Origin of the sequence: Vibrio lentus (genome assembly GCF_030409755.1) — a bacterium.
GTDB lineage: Bacteria > Pseudomonadota > Gammaproteobacteria > Enterobacterales > Vibrionaceae > Vibrio > Vibrio lentus.
In genome coordinates this window covers 2,874,103-2,894,462 of record NZ_JAUFQE010000002.1, presented here as the reverse complement: position 1 = coordinate 2,894,462, position 20,360 = coordinate 2,874,103, and the positions used below count along the sequence as shown (strand labels likewise).

Sequence of the window (20,360 nt, the reverse complement as noted above, 5' to 3'; positions counted from 1 at the left end):
ATGAGCAAAAAATCAAACACCGGATTCAAACGCATAGTGAAAGCAGCAGGCTTTTCATGGCAAGGCATCACTAGCTCATTTAAAAACGAGGCGGCTTTTCGCCAAGAAGTATTTATGGCAGCGGTGTTAATCCCACTGGCGTTCTACTTAGATGTGAGCCAGGTAGAGCGCATCTTAATGATTGCTGCTGTTGTATTAGTGGTCGTGGTCGAGTTGATCAATACGGCGATTGAAGCGGTCGTTGATCGGATTGGCAGTGAACATCATGAGCTAGCGGGCATGGCTAAAGATGCCGGTTCCGCTGCGGTTTTTGTCTGCTTAGGCTTGGCGGGTTATGTTTGGCTAGACATTTTATTTTTGTGATTTTTGAAAAATGAACTAAAAACAACCAATTGCTTTGCTTTTGTTCGGTTACTGGATATACTCACAGTCAACTGTATAAAAAGACAGGTGAATCATGAAGCCGTTAACGCCCCGCCAACAACAAGTTTTCGATCTTATCAAAAGTAAGATTGACGATTTCGGTATGCCACCGACACGCGCAGAAATTGCACGTGAACTAGGCTTCCGTTCTGCTAATGCAGCAGAAGAACATTTGAAAGCTCTTGCTCGTAAAGAAGCGATTGAGATTATCCCGGGTGCGTCTCGCGGTATTCGTATTTTGCTTGAAGATGCAGCGAACGAAGAGCAAGGTTTACCATTAATTGGTCAGGTTGCCGCTGGCGAGCCTATTTTGGCTCAAGAGCATGTAGAAATGCATTACCAAGTTGACCCAGGTATGTTTAAGCCACAAGCTGACTTCTTACTTCGCGTAAATGGCGAAAGTATGAAAGACATCGGTATTATGGATGGCGATTTACTGGCCGTGCATAAAACACAAGACGTGCGTGATGGACAAGTTGTCGTTGCTCGTGTCGACGATGATGTAACGGTAAAACGCCTAGAGCGCAAAGGTTCTACCGTTCTGTTACATGCTGAAAATGAAGAGTTTTCTCCAATTCACGTGGACTTAGAATCCCAACACTTGTCTATTGAAGGGCTTGCGGTTGGTATTATTCGTAACACGGACTGGATGTAGTCATTACAAGCAGCTTATTGATATTTATTCTCAATAACTTGTTATTGTAATTGATATTCATTATCATCTTCTTTGTCGAGATACAAGGAAGATGATGATGCCAAACCCAACCAAACCTCAAATGAAGCCGCTTGTTCGTAAGCCGCGCTCCTCTGATCAAAAGGCTTCTTCTGATCGAGGGTCTGCACATCAAGAATTTCAAGTTCCGACCAATCTCGTTCAACACCTTTGGTTTCGCAGTCGCGAAAGTCTTGCCGATGATGGTTTAGTTTATGACCCTATTGCAGCTCAAGCCTGCAAGCGTTGCCAACTAGCTCCGGAATGTCTTACCGGTGAACTCGACCAACAACAACTTCTCTATGCCACATTGACTCAACTTTGCGATTCTCAGGTACAGCAGTTTTTATCTCATAACCCAGATGCTTGGATCATTAATGTTGGTGCCGGGCTTGATACGCGTTTCTACCGTTTAGATAATGGCCGTTGTCATTGGGTTGAATTGGATGTCACAGAGAACTTAGTTTGGCGCCAACGCTTGTTCCACAAAAATGAACGCTATCGTTTGGAATGTGGCTCGGTTGACGATCTAACGTGGCTCGATGAATTGAACATTCCAGAGCAAGCCTCAGTGATGGTGGTGTGTGAACATGCTCTGCTTGATTGCAGCGAACAGCAGACGGCACATTTTATTCAGTCTCTCAGTCGTTATTTTACTCATGCCCACGCCTGCTTAGTATTGGCCGGAGATAAGAGCTCAAGTACGTTGGGGCAGAAGCTAGGATCTGGTGAGTATGCTCACGGGTTGTCTTCACCAATAGACAGTGTTCTTAATTGGTTGCCATGGGCGCAATGGGTTAAGTCATTTTCACCACTAGAGCAGCAATGTAACCGTTGGAAGTTGTGGCAACGATTGTTGTGTAAAATTTCTCAGTTTAAAAAGCGCTTAACTCCACAATTAGTACTCGTTAAGTGGTAGCGCTAGCTTCTTCTATCAACAGATAGTTTGGTAAAAGCTAACCAATATACAAAGTACACAACATAGTGAAAGCACACTCACTAGGTTAAACTATCACCTCTAATCAAAGAGGTGATCGTGAAGCTATTTAATCCCCAAACTATTTTTCAAACGCTATCCAATCAATCGATGCACAAAAAAGTGCTGTTGCTCGCGATCCCGATGGTTCTCTCCAATATTACGGTTCCACTACTGGGTTTAGTCGATGCTGCGGTTATCGGTCACTTAGAGCATTCTTGGTATTTAGGTGGTGTCGCTTTGGGTGGGACTATGATCAGCGTGACCTTTTGGTTGCTTGGTTTCCTGCGAATGTCGACGACTGGGTTAGCTGCACAATCTTATGGAGCGAACGATGGCAAGCAACTTGGTTTAGTCTTTGTGCAAGGCGTGACCATGGCACTAGGGTTTGCTGGTGTCTTTTTGCTATTGCACAGCTTCGTTGCGGATGCGGTTTTTTCTCTGAGTAGTGCCAGTGACCAAGTGAAACACTATGGTCAGCAATATTTCTCTATCCGAGCATGGAGTGCACCTGCTGCGTTGACTAACTTTGTGTTGTTAGGTTGGTTACTCGGAACCCAAAATGCCAAAGCACCTATGTGGATGGTGATCATTACTAATATCACCAACATCGTTTTAGATATCGTATTTGTGATTGGCCTCGGCTGGCAAGTTGAAGGCGCTGCGTTAGCATCGGTGATTGCGGACTATGCGGGTCTAACGTTTGGCTTAATTTGTGTGTATCGAATCTGGATGAAGAGACAACTGCCATCCCCATGGGATCTGTTTAAGAAAACCAGCCAAGGTTTGAGTCGTTTCGTGAAATTGAATCGCGACATCTTTCTGCGTTCATTATGTCTGCAAGCCACTTTTACTTTTATGACTTTCCAAGGTGCAAGCTTTGGTGATGATGTGGTGGCAGCCAATGCGGTATTGATGAGTTTCTTGATGATTATCTCTTATGGGATGGATGGTTTTGCCTACGCAATGGAAGCCATGGTCGGTAAAGCGATCGGCGCGAAAGATAAAGATGAGCTAAATCAGTCTTTGATAGGCACCTTCTTCTGGAGCTTCAATATTTGTTTGGTACTGACCATAGTGTTCGCGATTGCTGGGTCTAGTTTGATTAATATGATCACCACAATCCCAGCAGTTAAAACTCAAGCTGAAGTTTATTTACCGTGGTTGATTGCGATGCCGCTCGTTTCTATGTGGTGCTTCTTGCTGGACGGTATCTTCGTGGGCGCAACCAAAGGCAAAGATATGCGTAACAGTATGTTTGTTGCGACCTGCAGTTTCTTTGCGATTTTCTACTTAGCATCAGGTTTAGAAAACCATGCTCTGTGGCTAGCAATGTTGAGCTTTATGGCGATGCGTGGGATTGGTCTTGGTGTTTTATTTATTTCTCAGTGGAAGAAAGGAGAGTTTCTCGCTTAGCTTAGATAGCTTAGATAGCTTAGATAGCTCAGTTCAGGGAGCGATAAATAGAAGCTGTGCAGGTAAAAGGGTATTTAGAACATCATGATCTAATTGCTCACATAGCCATGTAATTCTGTGAGTTAAATGAAAACAGCAAGCTCATGGCTTGCTGTTTATGTATTTGGCCTACAGGTGGTCAAATAGTTCTATTGGTTCTTTGTTTAGAACAAACGGTTAAGTCCGTTAAGCGCTGCGACGCGGTAAGCTTCGGCCATTGTTGGATAGTTGAAGGTCGTATTCACAAAGTACTCGATGGTGTTGGCTTCGCCTTTCTGTTCCATGATCGCCTGACCGATGTGGATGATCTCAGCAGCACGCTCACCAAACACGTGGATACCTAAAATCTCTTTGGTTTCACGGTGGAATAGGATTTTCAAGCTACCAATATCTTTGCCTGCGATTTGTGCACGAGCGAGATGTTTGAAAGAAGATCGTCCCACTTCATAAGGTACTTTAGCCGCGGTAAGCTCTTGTTCTGTTTTACCTACAGAGCTGATCTCAGGAATGGTGTAGATGCCTGTTGGAATGTCTTCAATCAGGTGGCCTTCCGCTTCGCCTTTCGCTATTGCTTGAGCCACGAAACGACCTTGGTCATAGGCAGCACTTGCTAGGCTAGGGTAGCCAATCACATCACCCACGGCATAAACGTGACTAATACTGGTTTGGTAGTTGCTGTTGACTGATACTTGTCCACGAGAGTCCGCTTCTAAGCCAACGGCACCAAGGTTGAGCTTGTCTGTGTTACCTGTTCGGCCATTGGCATACAGTAGGCAATCAGCACGCATTTTCTTACCGGACTCTAGGTGAATGATCACGCCATCGTCAGTGCCTTCAATTTTCTCAAAGGTTTCATCGTTACGAATTACTACGCCACTGTTCCAGAAGTGGTAAGAAAGCGCATCTGAGGTTTCATTGTCTAGGAATGACAGTAGACGATCACGTGTATTGATGAGATCGGTTTTTACGCCTAAACCACGGAAGATCGACGCGTACTCGCAACCGATAACGCCAGCACCATAAATGATGATGTGTTGAGGGTCGTGTTTAAGAGAAAGAATCGAGTCGCTGTCGTAGATACGTTCGTGTAGGAAGTCGACGTTGTCTGGCTGGTAAGGACGTGAACCTGTTGCGATAACAAACTTGTCTGCACTGTAATGTTCTTCAGTACCATCGCTTTGTAAAACCGAGATGGTGTTGGTATCGATAAAACGCGCAGTACCAAATACCAGTGTGCATTGGTTGCGATCGTAGAAACCTTGGCGCAGTCGAGTTTGCTTATCGATGACTGATTTAGCATGACCCAGTATGTTGGAGAAGGTTGAGTGAATGCTTTTGTTGTTCTGACAAAACAGCGGGTTGCTGTTGAATTCAATAATACGACTCACGGCATGACGCAGTGCTTTTGAAGGAATGGTTCCCCAGTGAGTACAACCACCACCAACGCTGCTCTCTTTTTCAATGATTGCAACGTTCAACCCGGCTTTGGTTAATCCCATCGCTGCCCCTTCGCCTCCGGGGCCACTACCAATTACGATTACATCAAAGTGGTTGGAGTGTGGCATAGATATCTTCCTTGTTATATTTGATTAACATTGCTTTAGCGAGATTTTAACTGATTCTGTTCTTGGGTACATGAAAAGGGCATCAGAGAGTCGGTGGGATCACGCAGTGTTATCGAAAAAATAATATTTGGTATGTCGTATGTCTCCAAATGACAGTGTGGAGATTGAAATTTTTTATTCGAACGTATTTACTTCGGTACGTGAACAAAGAGGTATGTTGAGTGTCTTATATAACCAGAGTGCCTTATATAAATAAGTGATTCGCGTTATATTGAAGAGAGTATTAGACATGCCTGTTTAGGCTGTAAAAGAAGATGTTGATAAAGTATGAAACCAATGGGCATTCGCGCACAGCAAAAAGAAAAAACTCGTCGTAGCTTAATTGATGCGGCATTTAGCCAACTCAGTGCTGATCGCAGTTTTTCCAATCTAAGCTTGAGAGAAGTCGCTCGTGAGGCTGGAATAGCACCGACTTCCTTTTATCGTCATTTCAAAGACATGGATGAGCTTGGCTTAACTATGGTTGATGAAGGTGGCTTACTATTGCGCCAGCTAATGCGACAAGCTAGGCAACGCATAGTAAAAGAAGGCAGTGTGATTCGCACATCGGTTGAAACCTTTATGGAATTCATTGAAAGCAGCCCAAACGTATTCAGACTGTTATTGCGAGAGCGCTCAGGAACTTCATTTGAGTTTCGTGCAGCGGTAGCTCGTGAGATACAGCACTTCTCTGCTGAGTTAACCGAATATTTGATAACGACTGGCATGACACGAGATGAAGCTTTTACTCAAGCTGAAGCCTCCGTCATTTTGGTCTTCAACTCAGGGGCAGAAGCATTAGATTTAGATCGACGTCAGCGAGATGAACTGGCTGATCGCTTGATCATGCAATTGCGAATGATGGCCAAAGGGGCTTTTTGGTATCGTAAAGAACGTGAACGTAACCGATTAAAAGGCGGGATTGAATAATGTCGAATGAAAATAATACTGTAAACCGTGGTTCTGAAAGAAAGACACTCGTACTTGCTGTTGTTGCAGGTGTGTGTGGTGATGCACTGTTATCTTGGGTAACAATGAGCGAAGTGGGCTTCTCTATTTTCCCGCTGATTGCTTTAGTTTTGGCTGTACAAGCGCTTTACCAAGAATACCTAACTAATCCAGTATCTGAAGATATTCCGTTAGTAGGTTTAGCTTGTTTCTTTGTAGGTGCATTTGGCCACTCGGCTTTTGTGAAAGCACAACACCCTGATGCAGGTTCAAACTTCTTTGCGATTATTGTTGCTATGTTATTGCTCGCTTGGGTAGGTAAGAAGCTAGGCTTTATCGGTAAAACCGCTTAAACCAACGTATAAATAAAAAACGAGCCAATTGGCTCGTTTTTTTGTATCTGCTGTACGACCTAGAGAGCGATATTTACGCTTTACGCTCAAGGAATACACCGGCTTCCATGTGGTGCGTATAAGGGAACTGGTCAAATAGAGCAAAACGAGTGATGTCGTGTGTTTCGCTTAGAATGTCTAGGTTCTCTTTCAATGTCTCAGGGTTACAAGAGATGTACATGATACGTTCGTAGCCTTGCACCATCTTACAAGTATCAACATCCATACCTGAGCGCGGTGGATCAACAAAGATAGTGTTGCAGTTGTAGCTCTTCAGATCGATGTTTGCTTGTTGTAGGCGGCGGAATTCACGCTTACCTTCCATTGCTACGGTAAAATCTTCCGCGGACATACGAATGATCTGAACATTATCGATCTTGTTCGCCGCAATGTTGTACTGTGCTGACTCTACAGATGGCTTCGCTAGCTCAGTTGCTAGTACACGCTCAAAGTTTTGTGCCAGTGCTAATGAGAAGTTACCGTTACCACAGTAAAGTTCTAGCAAGTCACCTTTGCTGTCTTGAGTACAGTCGACAGCCCACTCCAGCATTTTCTCTGCTACTTTGCCGTTTGGTTGCGTAAAGCTGTTCTCTACTTGTTGGTAGATATAGCTGTCACCATTCACGTCTAGCTTTTCAATGACGTAGTCGCGGTCCAGCACGATCTTCATCTTACGCGCACGGCCAATCAGGTTTAGGTTAAAACCTTCATCATTCAATTGTTGCTTAAGTGCTTTAGCATCTTGAATCCATTGCTCGCCCAATTGACGGTGGTAAAGCAGTGATACCAAAATCTCACCACTCAACGTAGAAAGAAAATCTACCTGGAATAGCTTGTGGCGTAGAGAGTGGTTCTCTTTCATTGCATCTGTTAGTAGAGGCATTAAGTCGTTGATAAGACGGCTAGCCGCTGGGAACTGGTCTACACGGTATTTTTCTTTGGTCTCTTGATTGAACATGACGTAATACATATCGTCACCTTCATGCCACACGCGAAACTCAGCACGCATGCGGTAGTGTTGTTCTGGAGATTCATACACTTCCAACTCAGGCACATCGTATTGTGAGAACATCTCAGTAAGACGCTCAGTCTTTTCTGCTAGTTGTTCTTGGTAGCGTTGCGGGTTTACATCTAAATTCGCCATTGTTATGCCTTTTTGCTGTCGTGCTTTTAAATCAAGAGCGCAGATTTTATTCAATCACAGGCGCTTGTCCAGTGTTGAGAGCTATTCAATGTAAATCGAGCATGAAAACTATAGCTTATAACTATCTTAGACTAGACAAATGATTCATAGGTTAATACTATCTCCCGCAAGCTGGTGCCATTTGGATGTATAGATGGCTGAAGAGGGAATCTGGTGTGAATCCAGAACTGACGCGCAGCGGTAAAAGAGAACGAATATTCACAAGACACTGCAAATAGCTTTTTGTGGGAAGTCGAATATGAGGTAAACCATAAGGTTGTGCTCTTGAGTCCGAATACCTGCCAGTAGCTAAACCATACAATGTGGTTTGGTAGGAATTTACGCGATTTAGGATCACAACATGAACAAATCCCTTTTAGCGGCTGCTGTAGCATCGCTGCTTTCACCTATCTCCAATTTACACGCCCAAGAAGCATCTACTGACGAAACCATGGTGGTTACGGCTAACCGTTTTGAGCAGCCTCTAAGTGATGTTATTGCTTCTACTACCGTTATTTCAAAACAAGAAATAGAAGAAACCCAAGCTAAGTCTTTAGTGGATGTTTTGAAACGAGTACCTGGTGTTGAAGTTTCTCAAAGTGGCGGACGTGGGCACAGTGCCTCTGTTTTTATGCGTGGCTACAATAGCGATCAAGTATTGTTTCTAGTCGATGGTGTTCGTATTGACTCTGCTGCCGGCGGTATTAACTTCAACCATATTCCAGTAGGTATTATTGAGAGAGTTGAAGTGATTCGTGGCTCTGGTGGCGCTTTATATGGATCAGATGCGGTAGCGGGTGTGATTAACGTTATTACTGAGTCTGCTCATTCTACTGAATCGACAATGATAGCTGTTGGCGCTGGCAGTGATGCTCAAAAGGAAGCTAATTTCTCAACGACTCGAAAATTGTCGAACGGCGGAACATTGAAACTCGCTGGCGGTTTTGATGAGACTGAAGGTTACGATATTAAAGACCCGGCTACTGGTCTTAATTATGGCTATGAAAGCCAAAATCTTTTTGCGTCATACTCACAGCCGATCAATGAGGCCTTTACTGGCACAGCATCTGTTCGTTGGTTTGATAGTCTGACTGAGTATGACTCTAGTGGTAAGAACTATGGTTACTCTGAGAACTTGAGCGTTACAGCCGCTGTTGACTATAAAGGTGATAACTTAAGCTCTACCTTTAGAGCTAATCAACAGGCAATCGAAAACCTAGACTATTCACAAGCTCAAGGTAAAGACAATGCTGGAACAAAGAAGAAAATAGATCTGACGAACCTGCAGTTCTTAAATCAGTATTACATTAATGAGAACGTATCTGTTGGTGCTGGTGCTGACTGGCGTAGAGAAAAACTTGATGATGATGCCTTGTCATATGGTTCACCTGATGCTCTAGCTGGCGAGTCTCGCGATACTACTGGCGTCTACGCTTCTTCTGAACTTCGATTTGGTGATGTTCAAATTGTAGGTAGTGTACGTAACGATAAACACGACACATACGACAACCACACTACATGGTCTTTAGGTACTCGCTATTACCTAACAGAAAAGCACTCACTTAGAGCGGCTGCGGGTACATCATTTAAAGCTCCGAGCTATTCTGATCTAACAACAAATTCAGACCTGAAGCCTGAAGAAGCCGAAAATCGCGAAATTGGATACACAGGTGAATTCGATTTATTCAAGTTGGATGTGACTGCATACGATAATGAAGTCGATAACTTAATTATTTGGTATGAAGGTAGCCCATTTTGGTATCCTCAAAACGTAGATGCAAAACTTAAAGGTTTAGAAATCACAGGTAATTTTGACACGTGGTTTATCCATCATACGGTTATCGCTGAATTTAAAGATCATAAAGACTCTGCTGGCAACAAATTAGCGAAGCGTGCTGATGAAAACTACAAGTGGTTGATGGATGCTTCATATGAAGATTTTGATGTGAACCTTACTTATACATACACGGGTGATAGAGCGGGTAATCCAAAAGAAACAACCGATCCAGATAATATTTTGCCATCAGTGAGCTTGTGGGATGTTTCTGTGGGGTACTGGATCTCCCCTGAGCTAGTTGTCCGTGGTCGAGTTGATAACTTAACTAATGAGAACTACCAAACAACGCTAGGATATAACGCTCCTGAACGCAGGTACTTTGCTAATCTAGCTTACCAATTCTAATTTACACCTAAACCGCCTCCGGGCGGTTTTTTCTTATGGGTATATCAATGAAAAAGAAAGTCGTCATAAGTTGGTCGTCAGGTAAAGACTCGACATTAACGTTAGAGCGTCTACTTGAAAGCTCCGAATATGAAGTTGTTGCTCTCTATACGACATATGTTGGAGATGAAGTTCCTTTCCAAGTGACTCCGATTGACGTTGTTGCCATGCAGGCGCAATTAGTCGGTTTGCCATTGATCACGATTGAACTTCCGGAAGTGTTCCCTAGTAATGAGATTTATCAAAGTACTATTGTTTCCGCACTTAAAGGTTCTGGCTTATCAATTGATGCGGTCGCGTTTGGAGACATGTTCTGTAATGGCATTGCCGATTATCGAAGAAGCTATATAAAACCAGCAGGTTGGGAGTGTGTATTTCCTCTAATGGGAGAGAGCAGTCAGACACTTGCGAGTGAAATAATAGACAGAGGAATCGAAACCTTTCTCGTCACAGTCGATAGCGACGCATTGGACATGGACTATTGCGGGAAAGAATACACCCTTGAGCTAATAGACAGCTTACCTAGTCATGTCGATCCATGTGGCGAAGATGGCGAGTTCCATACCTTAGTGACGTCAGCGCCATGCTTTAGAGGTAAGCTCAAGATAGACCTAGAAAATGTAGAGCAAGGTGAGCGTTTTGTTCATCAACGTTATCAAGCTTGTATTATATAGAGTGAGGATTGGCGAACACTAAGCGAAGGAGTATCATTGCAGCGAAACTTATTATAGGTAATCGTTGTGTCGGATAGTCTGAAAAAAAACATATTGGTCTTTGATTCTGGAGTGGGTGGCTTATCTGTATATAAAGAGATAAGCCAGTTACTACCGAATCATAACTATACTTATGTATTCGATAACGAGGCTTACCCATACGGTGAACTCGATCAACAAGTCCTTGTTCGAAGAGTCCAAAGCATCGTCGCCAGCTTTGTGGCTACTCACGCAATAGATATCGTAGTAATAGCTTGTAATACCGCAAGTACGATTGTATTACCTACACTCCGCGCTAATAATCAAATCCCAATTGTTGGCGTTGTTCCGGCAATCAAGCCTGCATCCTTACTTGCCAATAAAGCGGTGGGTCTTATTGCTACTCCCGCAACGATTACTCGTGAATACACACACGAGCTCATCAAAAACTTCTCGAGTAATAAAAGAGTCGAACTTTTAGGTTCTACTCGGCTGGTGGATATGGCCGAAGATAAACTCAGAGGAGAGGCGATTAACCTTGAAGAATTGGAGCAGATTCTTCAACCGATGATAAACATGGTTGATGTGGCCGTATTAGGATGCACTCATTTCCCTCTGATCAAATCAGAGATTCAACAAGTACTAGGTGAAAGCGTAGTGCTGATAGATTCTGGTAAAGCGATAGCTAAGAGGGTTCAAGATTTGTTGGGTTTGGAAAGCATTAATAAAGAAGGGGGAGTGCGTGAGGTTTTTTGTAGTGCACTTCCTAAGAAAGAAAGTGCACTAAATAGCATGTTAAAGCAGTTAGGATTTAGCTCAGTTCAGCTTCGTCCGTTTCTGGATGTTTAGGATCATTTGCAACTCGCACTTTTAAAGTTCGTTGCATGTAATCTTTATCGTTAAGTTCTGAAATAGCATGATTCACATCATTGCTAGCCATTACGACAAATCCAAAGCCTCTTCTTTTACCAGTACGTTTGTCTTTCATTAAGCGTACTGCAAATACTTCACCATACTCTGAGAATAATTCACGTACGTGTGATTCATTCGCTTTGTATGGAAGGTTACCTACATAAAGTGTTTTTGTTGATGCCTTAGGTTCTGAATCTGATTTTGAGTCGGTGCTTGAAAAGTTAACAACAAAAGCGGAAGCCAAGACACCAAGGATAAAGGTAATTGCAGGCGATATATCTACCTGAGAGAAAACAATGCCACCTAGAACAGCTAGTGCGACAATTAACAACATCGATTTTTTTGAGTTCATATCGGAATACTACATATTAATAAACGAAATAGACGCATCTACTCTTAACAAAATAGATACATGAATCTTACGTTCATGGTTTCCATTTTGCCAATGTATTGCTGTGATACGTCTCAAATGTTTAGTTTTTATTCGAAAAATGCGGAACTGGTGGCTTTTTAGGCGAACAAAACTTTTATTCAAAAAAGCCCTTGTGCTCTATGTCGATCTCTCTATAATGCCGCCTCACCGACACGGAGTGAGACGAAAGTCACACAGCGAAATCGGTAGAGGAAAAGGAGTTGAAAATAACCCTTGACTCTCTAAGTGGTGCAGGTATAGTACGCACCCCTAGCGACTGAGATGTAAATCACAAAACGCTAGCGCTCTTTAACAATTTAAACCTATCAATCTGTGTGGGCACTCGTTGATGAATATCAAAACGTTATTACTTAGGTAATAGCAGTTACTTCGGTAACACAATGATTTCAATGAACTGAGTGACCAATACGTTTAACTACTTGTAGTTATTCGGCACAGTCAATTCATTACCATTCTGTTGGAATGGTAATAGCTTTAGAATTACATGTTCATTTTCGAATGAATATTAGTTTTGAAGTCAGTATTCGTTGAGTCACAAAATCTTAAATTGAAGAGTTTGATCATGGCTCAGATTGAACGCTGGCGGCAGGCCTAACACATGCAAGTCGAGCGGAAACGACAACATTGAATCTTCGGAGGATTTGTTGGGCGTCGAGCGGCGGACGGGTGAGTAATGCCTAGGAAATTGCCTTGATGTGGGGGATAACCATTGGAAACGATGGCTAATACCGCATAATGCCTACGGGCCAAAGAGGGGGATCTTCGGACCTCTCGCGTCAAGATATGCCTAGGTGGGATTAGCTAGTTGGTGAGGTAATGGCTCACCAAGGCGACGATCCCTAGCTGGTCTGAGAGGATGATCAGCCACACTGGAACTGAGACACGGTCCAGACTCCTACGGGAGGCAGCAGTGGGGAATATTGCACAATGGGCGAAAGCCTGATGCAGCCATGCCGCGTGTATGAAGAAGGCCTTCGGGTTGTAAAGTACTTTCAGTTGTGAGGAAGGGTGTGTAGTTAATAGCTGCGCATCTTGACGTTAGCAACAGAAGAAGCACCGGCTAACTCCGTGCCAGCAGCCGCGGTAATACGGAGGGTGCGAGCGTTAATCGGAATTACTGGGCGTAAAGCGCATGCAGGTGGTTCATTAAGTCAGATGTGAAAGCCCGGGGCTCAACCTCGGAACTGCATTTGAAACTGGTGAACTAGAGTGCTGTAGAGGGGGGTAGAATTTCAGGTGTAGCGGTGAAATGCGTAGAGATCTGAAGGAATACCAGTGGCGAAGGCGGCCCCCTGGACAGACACTGACACTCAGATGCGAAAGCGTGGGGAGCAAACAGGATTAGATACCCTGGTAGTCCACGCCGTAAACGATGTCTACTTGGAGGTTGTGGCCTTGAGCCGTGGCTTTCGGAGCTAACGCGTTAAGTAGACCGCCTGGGGAGTACGGTCGCAAGATTAAAACTCAAATGAATTGACGGGGGCCCGCACAAGCGGTGGAGCATGTGGTTTAATTCGATGCAACGCGAAGAACCTTACCTACTCTTGACATCCAGAGAAGCCAGCGGAGACGCAGGTGTGCCTTCGGGAACTCTGAGACAGGTGCTGCATGGCTGTCGTCAGCTCGTGTTGTGAAATGTTGGGTTAAGTCCCGCAACGAGCGCAACCCTTATCCTTGTTTGCCAGCGAGTAATGTCGGGAACTCCAGGGAGACTGCCGGTGATAAACCGGAGGAAGGTGGGGACGACGTCAAGTCATCATGGCCCTTACGAGTAGGGCTACACACGTGCTACAATGGCGCATACAGAGGGCAGCAAGCTAGCGATAGTGAGCGAATCCCAAAAAGTGCGTCGTAGTCCGGATTGGAGTCTGCAACTCGACTCCATGAAGTCGGAATCGCTAGTAATCGTGAATCAGAATGTCACGGTGAATACGTTCCCGGGCCTTGTACACACCGCCCGTCACACCATGGGAGTGGGCTGCAAAAGAAGTGGGTAGTTTAACCTTTCGGGGAGGACGCTCACCACTTTGTGGTTCATGACTGGGGTGAAGTCGTAACAAGGTAGCCCTAGGGGAACCTGGGGCTGGATCACCTCCTTATACGAAGATACTTACGATGAGTGTCCACACAGATTGATGGTTTAGATTTAGTTAAAGCCAGAGCTTTAATTAATAACGTAAGTTATTGATTAAAGCTTTTTGCTTTATGCTCTTTAACAATTTGGAAAGCTGACTGATTGATTTACTTACGAGTAATTCAATCAAATTTAAAAGTTCTCAATGTTTATCTTTATTGATAAACACAACAAACACATTCAAGTGTCTTGTATTCGAATCAATGTTTACATTGATTCACAATTGAGTCCGGCAAACAGTTATCAGGAATTAACCCTTCTTGATGACAACCAAAAACCTTGGTTAGTTGCCATACACTAAGACCCTTTCGGGTTGTATGGTTAAGTGACTAAGCGTACACGGTGGATGCCTTGGCAGTCAGAGGCGATGAAAGACGTAATAACTTGCGATAAGCCCAGATTAGGTAGTAATAACCTTTTGAGTCTGGGATTTCTGAATGGGGAAACCCACGTGCATAAGCACGTATCCTGTTGTGAATACATAGCAACAGGAGGCAAACCGGGGGAACTGAAACATCTAAGTACCCCGAGGAAGAGAAATCAACCGAGATTCCGAAAGTAGCGGCGAGCGAAATTGGATTAGCCCTTAAGCTTTTAATGATGCAGGTGAAGAGTCTGGAAAGTCTCGCAATAAAGGGTGATAGCCCCGTAACCGACACATCATAATCAGTGAAATCGAGTAGGGCGGGACACGTGATATCCTGTCTGAATATGGGGGGACCATCCTCCAAGGCTAAATACTACTGACTGACCGATAGTGAACCAGTACCGTGAGGGAAAGGCGAAAAGAACCCCTGTGAGGGGAGTGAAATAGAACCTGAAACCGTGTACGTACAAGCAGTAGGAGCACCTTCGTGGTGTGACTGCGTACCTTTTGTATAATGGGTCAGCGACTTAATTTTAGTAGCAAGGTTAACCGTTTAGGGGAGCCGTAGGGAAACCGAGTCTTAACTGGGCGTACAGTTGCTAGGATTAGACCCGAAACCAGGTGATCTAGCCATGGGCAGGTTGAAGGTTGAGTAACATCAACTGGAGGACCGAACCGACTAATGTTGAAAAATTAGCGGATGACTTGTGGCTAGGGGTGAAAGGCCAATCAAACCTGGAGATAGCTGGTTCTCCCCGAAAGCTATTTAGGTAGCGCCTCGGACGAATACTACTGGGGGTAGAGCACTGTTAAGGCTAGGGGGTCATCCCGACTTACCAACCCTTTGCAAACTCCGAATACCAGTAAGTACTATCCGGGAGACACACGGCGGGTGCTAACGTCCGTCGTGGAGAGGGAAACAACCCAGACCGCCAGCTAAGGTCCCAAAGTATAGCTAAGTGGGAAACGATGTGGGAAGGCTCAGACAGCCAGGATGTTGGCTTAGAAGCAGCCATCATTTAAAGAAAGCGTAATAGCTCACTGGTCGAGTCGGCCTGCGCGGAAGATGTAACGGGGCTAAGCTATACACCGAAGCTGCGGCTACGTACCTTAGGGTATGTGGGGTAGGGGAGCGTTCTGTAAGCCGTTGAAGGTGTGCTGTAAGGCATGCTGGAGGTATCAGAAGTGCGAATGCTGACATGAGTAACGATAAAGGGAGTGAAAAACTCCCTCGCCGGAAGACCAAGGGTTCCTGTCCAACGTTAATCGGGGCAGGGTAAGTCGACTCCTAAGGCGAGGCCGAAAGGCGTAGTCGATGGGAAACGGGTTAATATTCCCGTACTTCTTACAATTGCGATGGGGGGACGGAGAAGGCTAGGTGGGCCTGGCGACGGTTGTCCAGGTTCAAGTACGTAGGCGGAAAGTTTAGGTAAATCCGGACTTTCTTAACGCTGAGATACGATGTCGAGCTACTACGGTAGTGAAGTCATTGATGCCATGCTTCCAGGAAAAGCCTCTAAGCTTCAGATTGTAAGGAATCGTACCCCAAACCGACACAGGTGGTCGGGTAGAGAATACCAAGGCGCTTGAGAGAACTCGGGTGAAGGAACTAGGCAAAATGGTACCGTAACTTCGGGAGAAGGTACGCTCTTATCAGTGAAGTCCCTTGCGGATGGAGCAGACGAGAGTCGCAGATACCAGGTGGCTGCAACTGTTTATTAAAAACACAGCACTGTGCAAAATCGTAAGATGACGTATACGGTGTGACGCCTGCCCGGTGCCGGAAGGTTAATTGATGGGGTTAGACTTCGGTCGAAGCTCTTGATCGAAGCCCCGGTAAACGGCGGCCGTAACTATAACGGTCCTAAGGTAGCGAAATTCCTTGTCGGGTAAGTTCCGACCTGCACGAATGGCGTAATGATGGCCACGCTGTCTCCACCCGAGACTCAGTGAAATTGAAATCGCTGTGAAGATGCAGTGTACCCGCGGCTAGACGGAAAGACCCCGTGAACCTTTACTACAGCTTGGCACTGAACATTGAACCTACATGTGTAGGATAGGTGGGAGACTATGAAACCGCGTCGCTAGATGTGGTGGAGTCGTCCTTGAAATACCACCCTTGTAGTTTTGATGTTCTAACGTTGGTCCCTGAATCGGGATTACGGACAGTGCCTGGTGGGTAGTTTGACTGGGGCGGTCTCCTCCCAAAGAGTAACGGAGGAGCACGAAGGTGGGCTAAACACGGTTGGACATCGTGTGGTTAGTGCAATGGCATAAGCCCGCTTGACTGCGAGAATGACAATTCGAGCAGGTGCGAAAGCAGGTCATAGTGATCCGGTGGTTCTGAATGGAAGGGCCATCGCTCAACGGATAAAAGGTACTCCGGGGATAACAGGCTGATACCGCCCAAGAGTTCATATCGACGGCGGTGTTTGGCACCTCGATGTCGGCTCATCACATCCTGGGGCTGAAGTCGGTCCCAAGGGTATGGCTGTTCGCCATTTAAAGTGGTACGCGAGCTGGGTTTAGAACGTCGTGAGACAGTTCGGTCCCTATCTGCCGTGGGCGTTGGAAAATTGAAAGGGGCTGCTCCTAGTACGAGAGGACCGGAGTGGACGAACCTCTGGTGTTCGGGTTGTCATGCCAATGGCATTGCCCGGTAGCTAAGTTCGGAATCGATAACCGCTGAAAGCATCTAAGCGGGAAGCGAGCCTTGAGATGAGTTTTCCCTGGCACTATAAGCGTCCTAAAGGGTTGTCGTAGACTACGACGTTGATAGGCAGGGTGTGTAAGTGCTGCGAGGCATTGAGCTAACCTGTACTAATTGCCCGTGAGGCTTAACCATACAACACCCAAGGGGTTTTGTGGACTCAAAGAAAGACCAGACCTTGAATGAGTTTGAAGAGATACTTTTAAATCCAGTTTTCCGAATTTTAAAATTTGCTTGGCGACCATAGCATTGTGGACCCACCTGATTCCATGCCGAACTCAGAAGTGAAACACAATAGCGCCGATGGTAGTGTGGGGTTTCCCCATGTGAGAGTAGGACATCGCCAGGCTTTAAATTAAATCTTTAGGTTGACCGACCTGGAGATATGGACGCTCACTTAGTGAGTTGACCACTGCGGAGTGGTAGTTCAGTTGGTTAGAATACCGGCCTGTCACGCCGGGGGTCGCGGGTTCGAGTCCCGTCCACTCCGCCACTTATTAGAAAAGCCCTGCTAAAAATAGCAGGGCTTTTTTACATTTGGAGAAAAGAGTTTTGCTGTTTGGTTGTATGAGTGCTGTAAAGGCATCGAGACCCTACACTTCACGCTATTCCGGCACATATTAGAAAGCCTAGTCTGACGACTAGGCTTTCGTCGTTTCTGAGATGTGAGTTTTAGCTCTTAGTTACTACAATCCCCGTAAAAGGTTGCTCACGGCCCGTAATTCTCGAATCGAATTAACCATAGGTTAGAAAGCCTGGTTAGAAATCGCAGAGCTTTTTTACACTTTTATGTTTTGTTATGTCGGTTAGGTTTGATCTTGGTAAATAAGCTTCTGCGGAGCTCTAGGAGTACAATTGGCAAGAAGCCTAGTTAGGAAGGTTTCTTGTTTTGTAAGGTAGACTGCGATTCGAGATCAAACTAGCCTGCTAACTGCCTCTCGGCCTATTAGTGAATATTGCTAGGGTGGTAGGTTTGGTATCTGGCGGTAGGTATATTATTTGAACTCAGATTTGAAGTTGTAATCCCGGTACTTATATTCTCTGTTAGGCAACTTAAACCAAGCCCTGGCTAGATAGAAGTAGCTGTTTTCTCGCTCTATAAGGCGGCAACCGTAATTAATCTGATGTATCAAGTTTCTCTGGCTTTCACATACAACTCATATCTCATCAGAGAATTGCCAAGAGTTATCTTGTGAGTAGGTATTAGTAGATTCTGGATAGGGAACTTCAGAAGCGATATCGGCACTTGGGGTTAAGCCTGAGGTTCTAATGTAGATATAAAAATGCCCAGCGATTGCTAGGCATTTAGACAATGGGAAATACAACGATTTAGAGTATTTGTTTAAGAACTCTATCTGCTTTAACTCGAGTGATCTTTCGAATTAGTTTCTGTACTTCCATTGGGTAGCTATCTACTTTATCTAACTGTTTATAAGTGCAAATAAGCTGTGTGTGCTGAACAATATTATCAACCTCAGCTTGGAATTTGTCCGTTAGATGATGGTAGTTATCTTGGATGAATATGCCATTCTCTAAGTCTAATTTCCATGCGCGCGGGTTTAGGTTGTTACCCGTTAGCAGCATGTAGCGTTTATCAACCCAAATACCTTTTAAATGGAAGCTGTTAGAGTCGTGTTGCCAAAGTCGGATAGACAGGTTACGACTTGCTATATTTGCTTCATTAGCCTTTGCGAATCGACGCAGGTTCAATTCGTATAAGTAAGGCAATCCACCAATTGTTTTAAACTCTTCTTCCGGTGAGATAAAGAAATCATTCGCTGTTTTATCACCGACAACAATCGTGACCTTGACGCCACGCTTAAGTGCTTTCTTCACTTCCTTCGCTAGGCTTGGTGGAAAATTGAAATATGGCGTACAAATGAAAATCTCATCTTTAGCCTGAGCAACCAGTTGGTTAATTCCCTGATTTAGGCGATTACGTCTCTTACCAATACCAACTAAAGGAGTTACAGCAACTTGATCTGCCGAAACTTCTTGAGAATCGAATTTGTATTGAGAGCGTGCTAACGATGCTCTGAATTGACGGATTGCTGGCTTTAACTCTTTAGTTAGTGGTTTGTTCTTATCTGCAAGATCATAAACAGCGATGTCTGAGATCATTTGTTCTTGGATATAGGAGAACATTGAGTCAGCAAGTGTTGCGTTGTTTAAAACATGGTAGCGATCGAAACGGTAACGATCATGATAACTTAAATAGATATTGTTAAGGCTAGCACCGCTGTAAATCACGCTGTCATCGACAATAAAGCCTTTTAGATGCAATACACCAAACACTTCCTTGCCACGAACAGGAATTCCATAAACAGGTACGGTGTGCTGGTATTTATCAGCAAACTCTTTGTACATTGCTGCATTGCCCTCAGAGGACTCCGCACCAATCAATCCACGTTGAGCTCTATGCCAATCGACACAAACGCTCACGTCTAATTCTGGGTTCTTTTGCTTTGCTTCGTATAAGGCAGTTAGGATCTCACGGCCAGCGTCATCATCTTCAAGATACAGAGCAACTAAACTAATACGAGTAGTTGCACGAGATATCTCATCAAGTAAGCGAGTTCGGAACTCATGCGCTGATAGCAGTACTTCAAACTTGTCAGGATTCTGCGCTATGGTTGGCAACTGTATGAATGGATTCCTACTAGCAATCATATTGACTGTTTTACCTTAAAAATATGCAAAATTGCGAACCTTCAATTTTACCAAAGGGATAGCATCAAATACTAGATAATCGAGTCATTCTCTAACAATTTTGCTGATAATGCATAGGAATGAGATCTTTTCCGCTATTCGAATAGCGCTCATATAAGACTCTTAAACCATTTGGTAGTTCATTGGGATCGATTTGTATGAATTGATGACGATTGTAGAAATTAGTCAGATGAGAATACGCGAAGCAATAATCTTTTTCCGTCAGCGTGTGAAGAACACAATAATCCATTAGCTGTGAACCTAATCGCTTGCCGCGGTATTCCTTAGAGATAGCCATTCCTGTAAGTAAGCGTGCACCTTCTATCGTTCGAAAGCGAACTACACCACATAACTGGCCATCTAGTTCTAATGAGTAGATTTGCTCGCTTTTGTTGGCTTTACCTGTTGGGTAATGCTCTTTGTAAAAACGCTTAACGAGGGGAACCTTTATGGGGTCTAATTGAGTAATGATGACATTGTTCATTCAGT

15 protein-coding genes, 1 tRNA gene, 3 rRNA genes and 1 riboswitch are annotated in these 20,360 nt (G+C 44.5%); of the genes, 14 read left to right on the top strand and 5 right to left on the bottom strand.

The features are described 5' to 3' along the window. From QWZ07_RS21520 to dinF, 4 genes are all read left to right on the top strand, one after another. Complete coding sequence (locus QWZ07_RS21520; RefSeq protein WP_029223652.1) at window positions 1-363, top strand: diacylglycerol kinase; 363 nt, start codon at window positions 1-3, stop codon at window positions 361-363. 94 nt (window positions 364-457) lie between these two features. Then, window positions 458-1,078 (top strand): transcriptional repressor LexA, encoded by a 621-nt coding sequence (gene lexA, locus QWZ07_RS21515; RefSeq protein WP_017104719.1) that lies wholly within the window; start codon window positions 458-460, stop codon window positions 1,076-1,078. Between the two features lie 97 nt (window positions 1,079-1,175). Next, window positions 1,176-2,054 (top strand): class I SAM-dependent methyltransferase, encoded by an 879-nt coding sequence (locus QWZ07_RS21510; RefSeq protein WP_192853969.1) that lies wholly within the window; start codon window positions 1,176-1,178, stop codon window positions 2,052-2,054. Window positions 2,055-2,171: 117 nt separating this feature from the next. Then, on the top strand, window positions 2,172-3,527 hold the full coding sequence (gene dinF, locus QWZ07_RS21505; RefSeq protein ID WP_192853968.1) for an MATE family efflux transporter DinF: 1,356 nt from the start codon (window positions 2,172-2,174) through the stop codon (window positions 3,525-3,527). Between the two features lie 203 nt (window positions 3,528-3,730). Here dinF and sthA read toward each other — a convergent pair whose 3' ends face one another. Continuing rightward, window positions 3,731-5,131, bottom strand: a complete 1,401-nt coding sequence (gene sthA, locus QWZ07_RS21500) for a Si-specific NAD(P)(+) transhydrogenase (RefSeq protein ID WP_192853967.1) — start codon at window positions 5,129-5,131, stop codon at window positions 3,731-3,733. Between the two features lie 327 nt (window positions 5,132-5,458). On the opposite strand from sthA, the gene fabR reads away from it, so the two are divergent. Together fabR and QWZ07_RS21490 are read left to right on the top strand one after the other, a co-directional pair. Then, window positions 5,459-6,100, top strand: coding sequence for an HTH-type transcriptional repressor FabR (gene fabR / locus QWZ07_RS21495; protein ID WP_004736697.1), 642 nt, complete (start codon window positions 5,459-5,461; stop codon window positions 6,098-6,100). Beyond that, entirely contained in the window at window positions 6,100-6,471 is a 372-nt protein-coding gene (locus QWZ07_RS21490) for a YijD family membrane protein (protein ID WP_004736696.1), read from the top strand. The genes fabR and QWZ07_RS21490 overlap by 1 nt, the downstream gene beginning before the upstream one ends. A 73-nt stretch (window positions 6,472-6,544) precedes the next feature. Here QWZ07_RS21490 and trmA read toward each other — a convergent pair whose 3' ends face one another. After that, window positions 6,545-7,654, bottom strand: a complete 1,110-nt coding sequence (gene trmA, locus QWZ07_RS21485) for a tRNA (uridine(54)-C5)-methyltransferase TrmA (protein ID WP_054548339.1) — start codon at window positions 7,652-7,654, stop codon at window positions 6,545-6,547. 155 nt (window positions 7,655-7,809) lie between these two features. Then, a riboswitch (cobalamin riboswitch) is annotated at window positions 7,810-8,014 on the top strand. A 40-nt stretch (window positions 8,015-8,054) separates the two neighbouring features. Between trmA and QWZ07_RS21480 the strand changes: the two genes are divergently transcribed. Genes QWZ07_RS21480 through murI form a run of 3 tightly spaced genes read left to right on the top strand, consistent with a single transcriptional unit; the run spans window position 8,055 to window position 11,455 of the window. Continuing rightward, complete coding sequence (locus QWZ07_RS21480) at window positions 8,055-9,875, top strand: TonB-dependent receptor domain-containing protein (RefSeq protein ID WP_192853966.1); 1,821 nt, start codon at window positions 8,055-8,057, stop codon at window positions 9,873-9,875. Between the two features lie 47 nt (window positions 9,876-9,922). After that, on the top strand, window positions 9,923-10,588 hold the full coding sequence (locus QWZ07_RS21475; protein ID WP_192853965.1) for an adenine nucleotide alpha hydrolase: 666 nt from the start codon (window positions 9,923-9,925) through the stop codon (window positions 10,586-10,588). A 60-nt stretch (window positions 10,589-10,648) separates the two neighbouring features. Next, on the top strand, window positions 10,649-11,455 hold the full coding sequence (murI, locus tag QWZ07_RS21470; protein ID WP_261891332.1) for a glutamate racemase: 807 nt from the start codon (window positions 10,649-10,651) through the stop codon (window positions 11,453-11,455). On the opposite strand, the gene QWZ07_RS21465 is transcribed toward murI, so the two are convergent. After that, window positions 11,418-11,870 (bottom strand): RNA recognition motif domain-containing protein, encoded by a 453-nt coding sequence (locus tag QWZ07_RS21465; RefSeq protein WP_004736687.1) that lies wholly within the window; start codon window positions 11,868-11,870, stop codon window positions 11,418-11,420. The two genes, murI and QWZ07_RS21465, sit on opposite strands and share 38 nt — an antisense overlap. A gap of 625 nt (window positions 11,871-12,495) precedes the next feature. On the opposite strand from QWZ07_RS21465, the gene QWZ07_RS21460 reads away from it, so the two are divergent. From QWZ07_RS21460 to QWZ07_RS21440, 5 genes are all read left to right on the top strand, one after another. Continuing rightward, window positions 12,496-14,050 (top strand): 16S ribosomal RNA (locus QWZ07_RS21460). 180 nt (window positions 14,051-14,230) lie between these two features. Then, window positions 14,231-14,386, top strand: a complete 156-nt coding sequence (locus tag QWZ07_RS21455) for a hypothetical protein (protein WP_017109141.1) — start codon at window positions 14,231-14,233, stop codon at window positions 14,384-14,386. 18 nt (window positions 14,387-14,404) lie between these two features. Then, a 23S ribosomal RNA gene (locus QWZ07_RS21450) occupies window positions 14,405-17,297 on the top strand. Between the two features lie 98 nt (window positions 17,298-17,395). After that, a 5S ribosomal RNA gene (rrf, locus tag QWZ07_RS21445) occupies window positions 17,396-17,511 on the top strand. Together the 16S, 23S and 5S rRNA genes with 1 tRNA gene alongside form the textbook arrangement of a ribosomal RNA operon. 67 nt (window positions 17,512-17,578) lie before the next feature. Next, window positions 17,579-17,655, top strand: a tRNA-Asp gene (locus QWZ07_RS21440). An 836-nt stretch (window positions 17,656-18,491) separates the two neighbouring features. Here the strand turns inward: QWZ07_RS21440 and pssA are convergent. Together pssA and QWZ07_RS21430 are read right to left on the bottom strand one after the other, a co-directional pair. Further along, entirely contained in the window at window positions 18,492-19,832 is a 1,341-nt protein-coding gene (gene pssA / locus QWZ07_RS21435) for a CDP-diacylglycerol--serine O-phosphatidyltransferase (RefSeq protein ID WP_065112066.1), read from the bottom strand. A 91-nt stretch (window positions 19,833-19,923) separates the two neighbouring features. Beyond that, window positions 19,924-20,355: a GNAT family N-acetyltransferase gene (locus QWZ07_RS21430; protein WP_192853321.1), complete on the bottom strand. Its 432-nt coding sequence runs from the start codon at window positions 20,353-20,355 to the stop codon at window positions 19,924-19,926. Window positions 20,356-20,360: the final 5 nt, after the last annotated feature.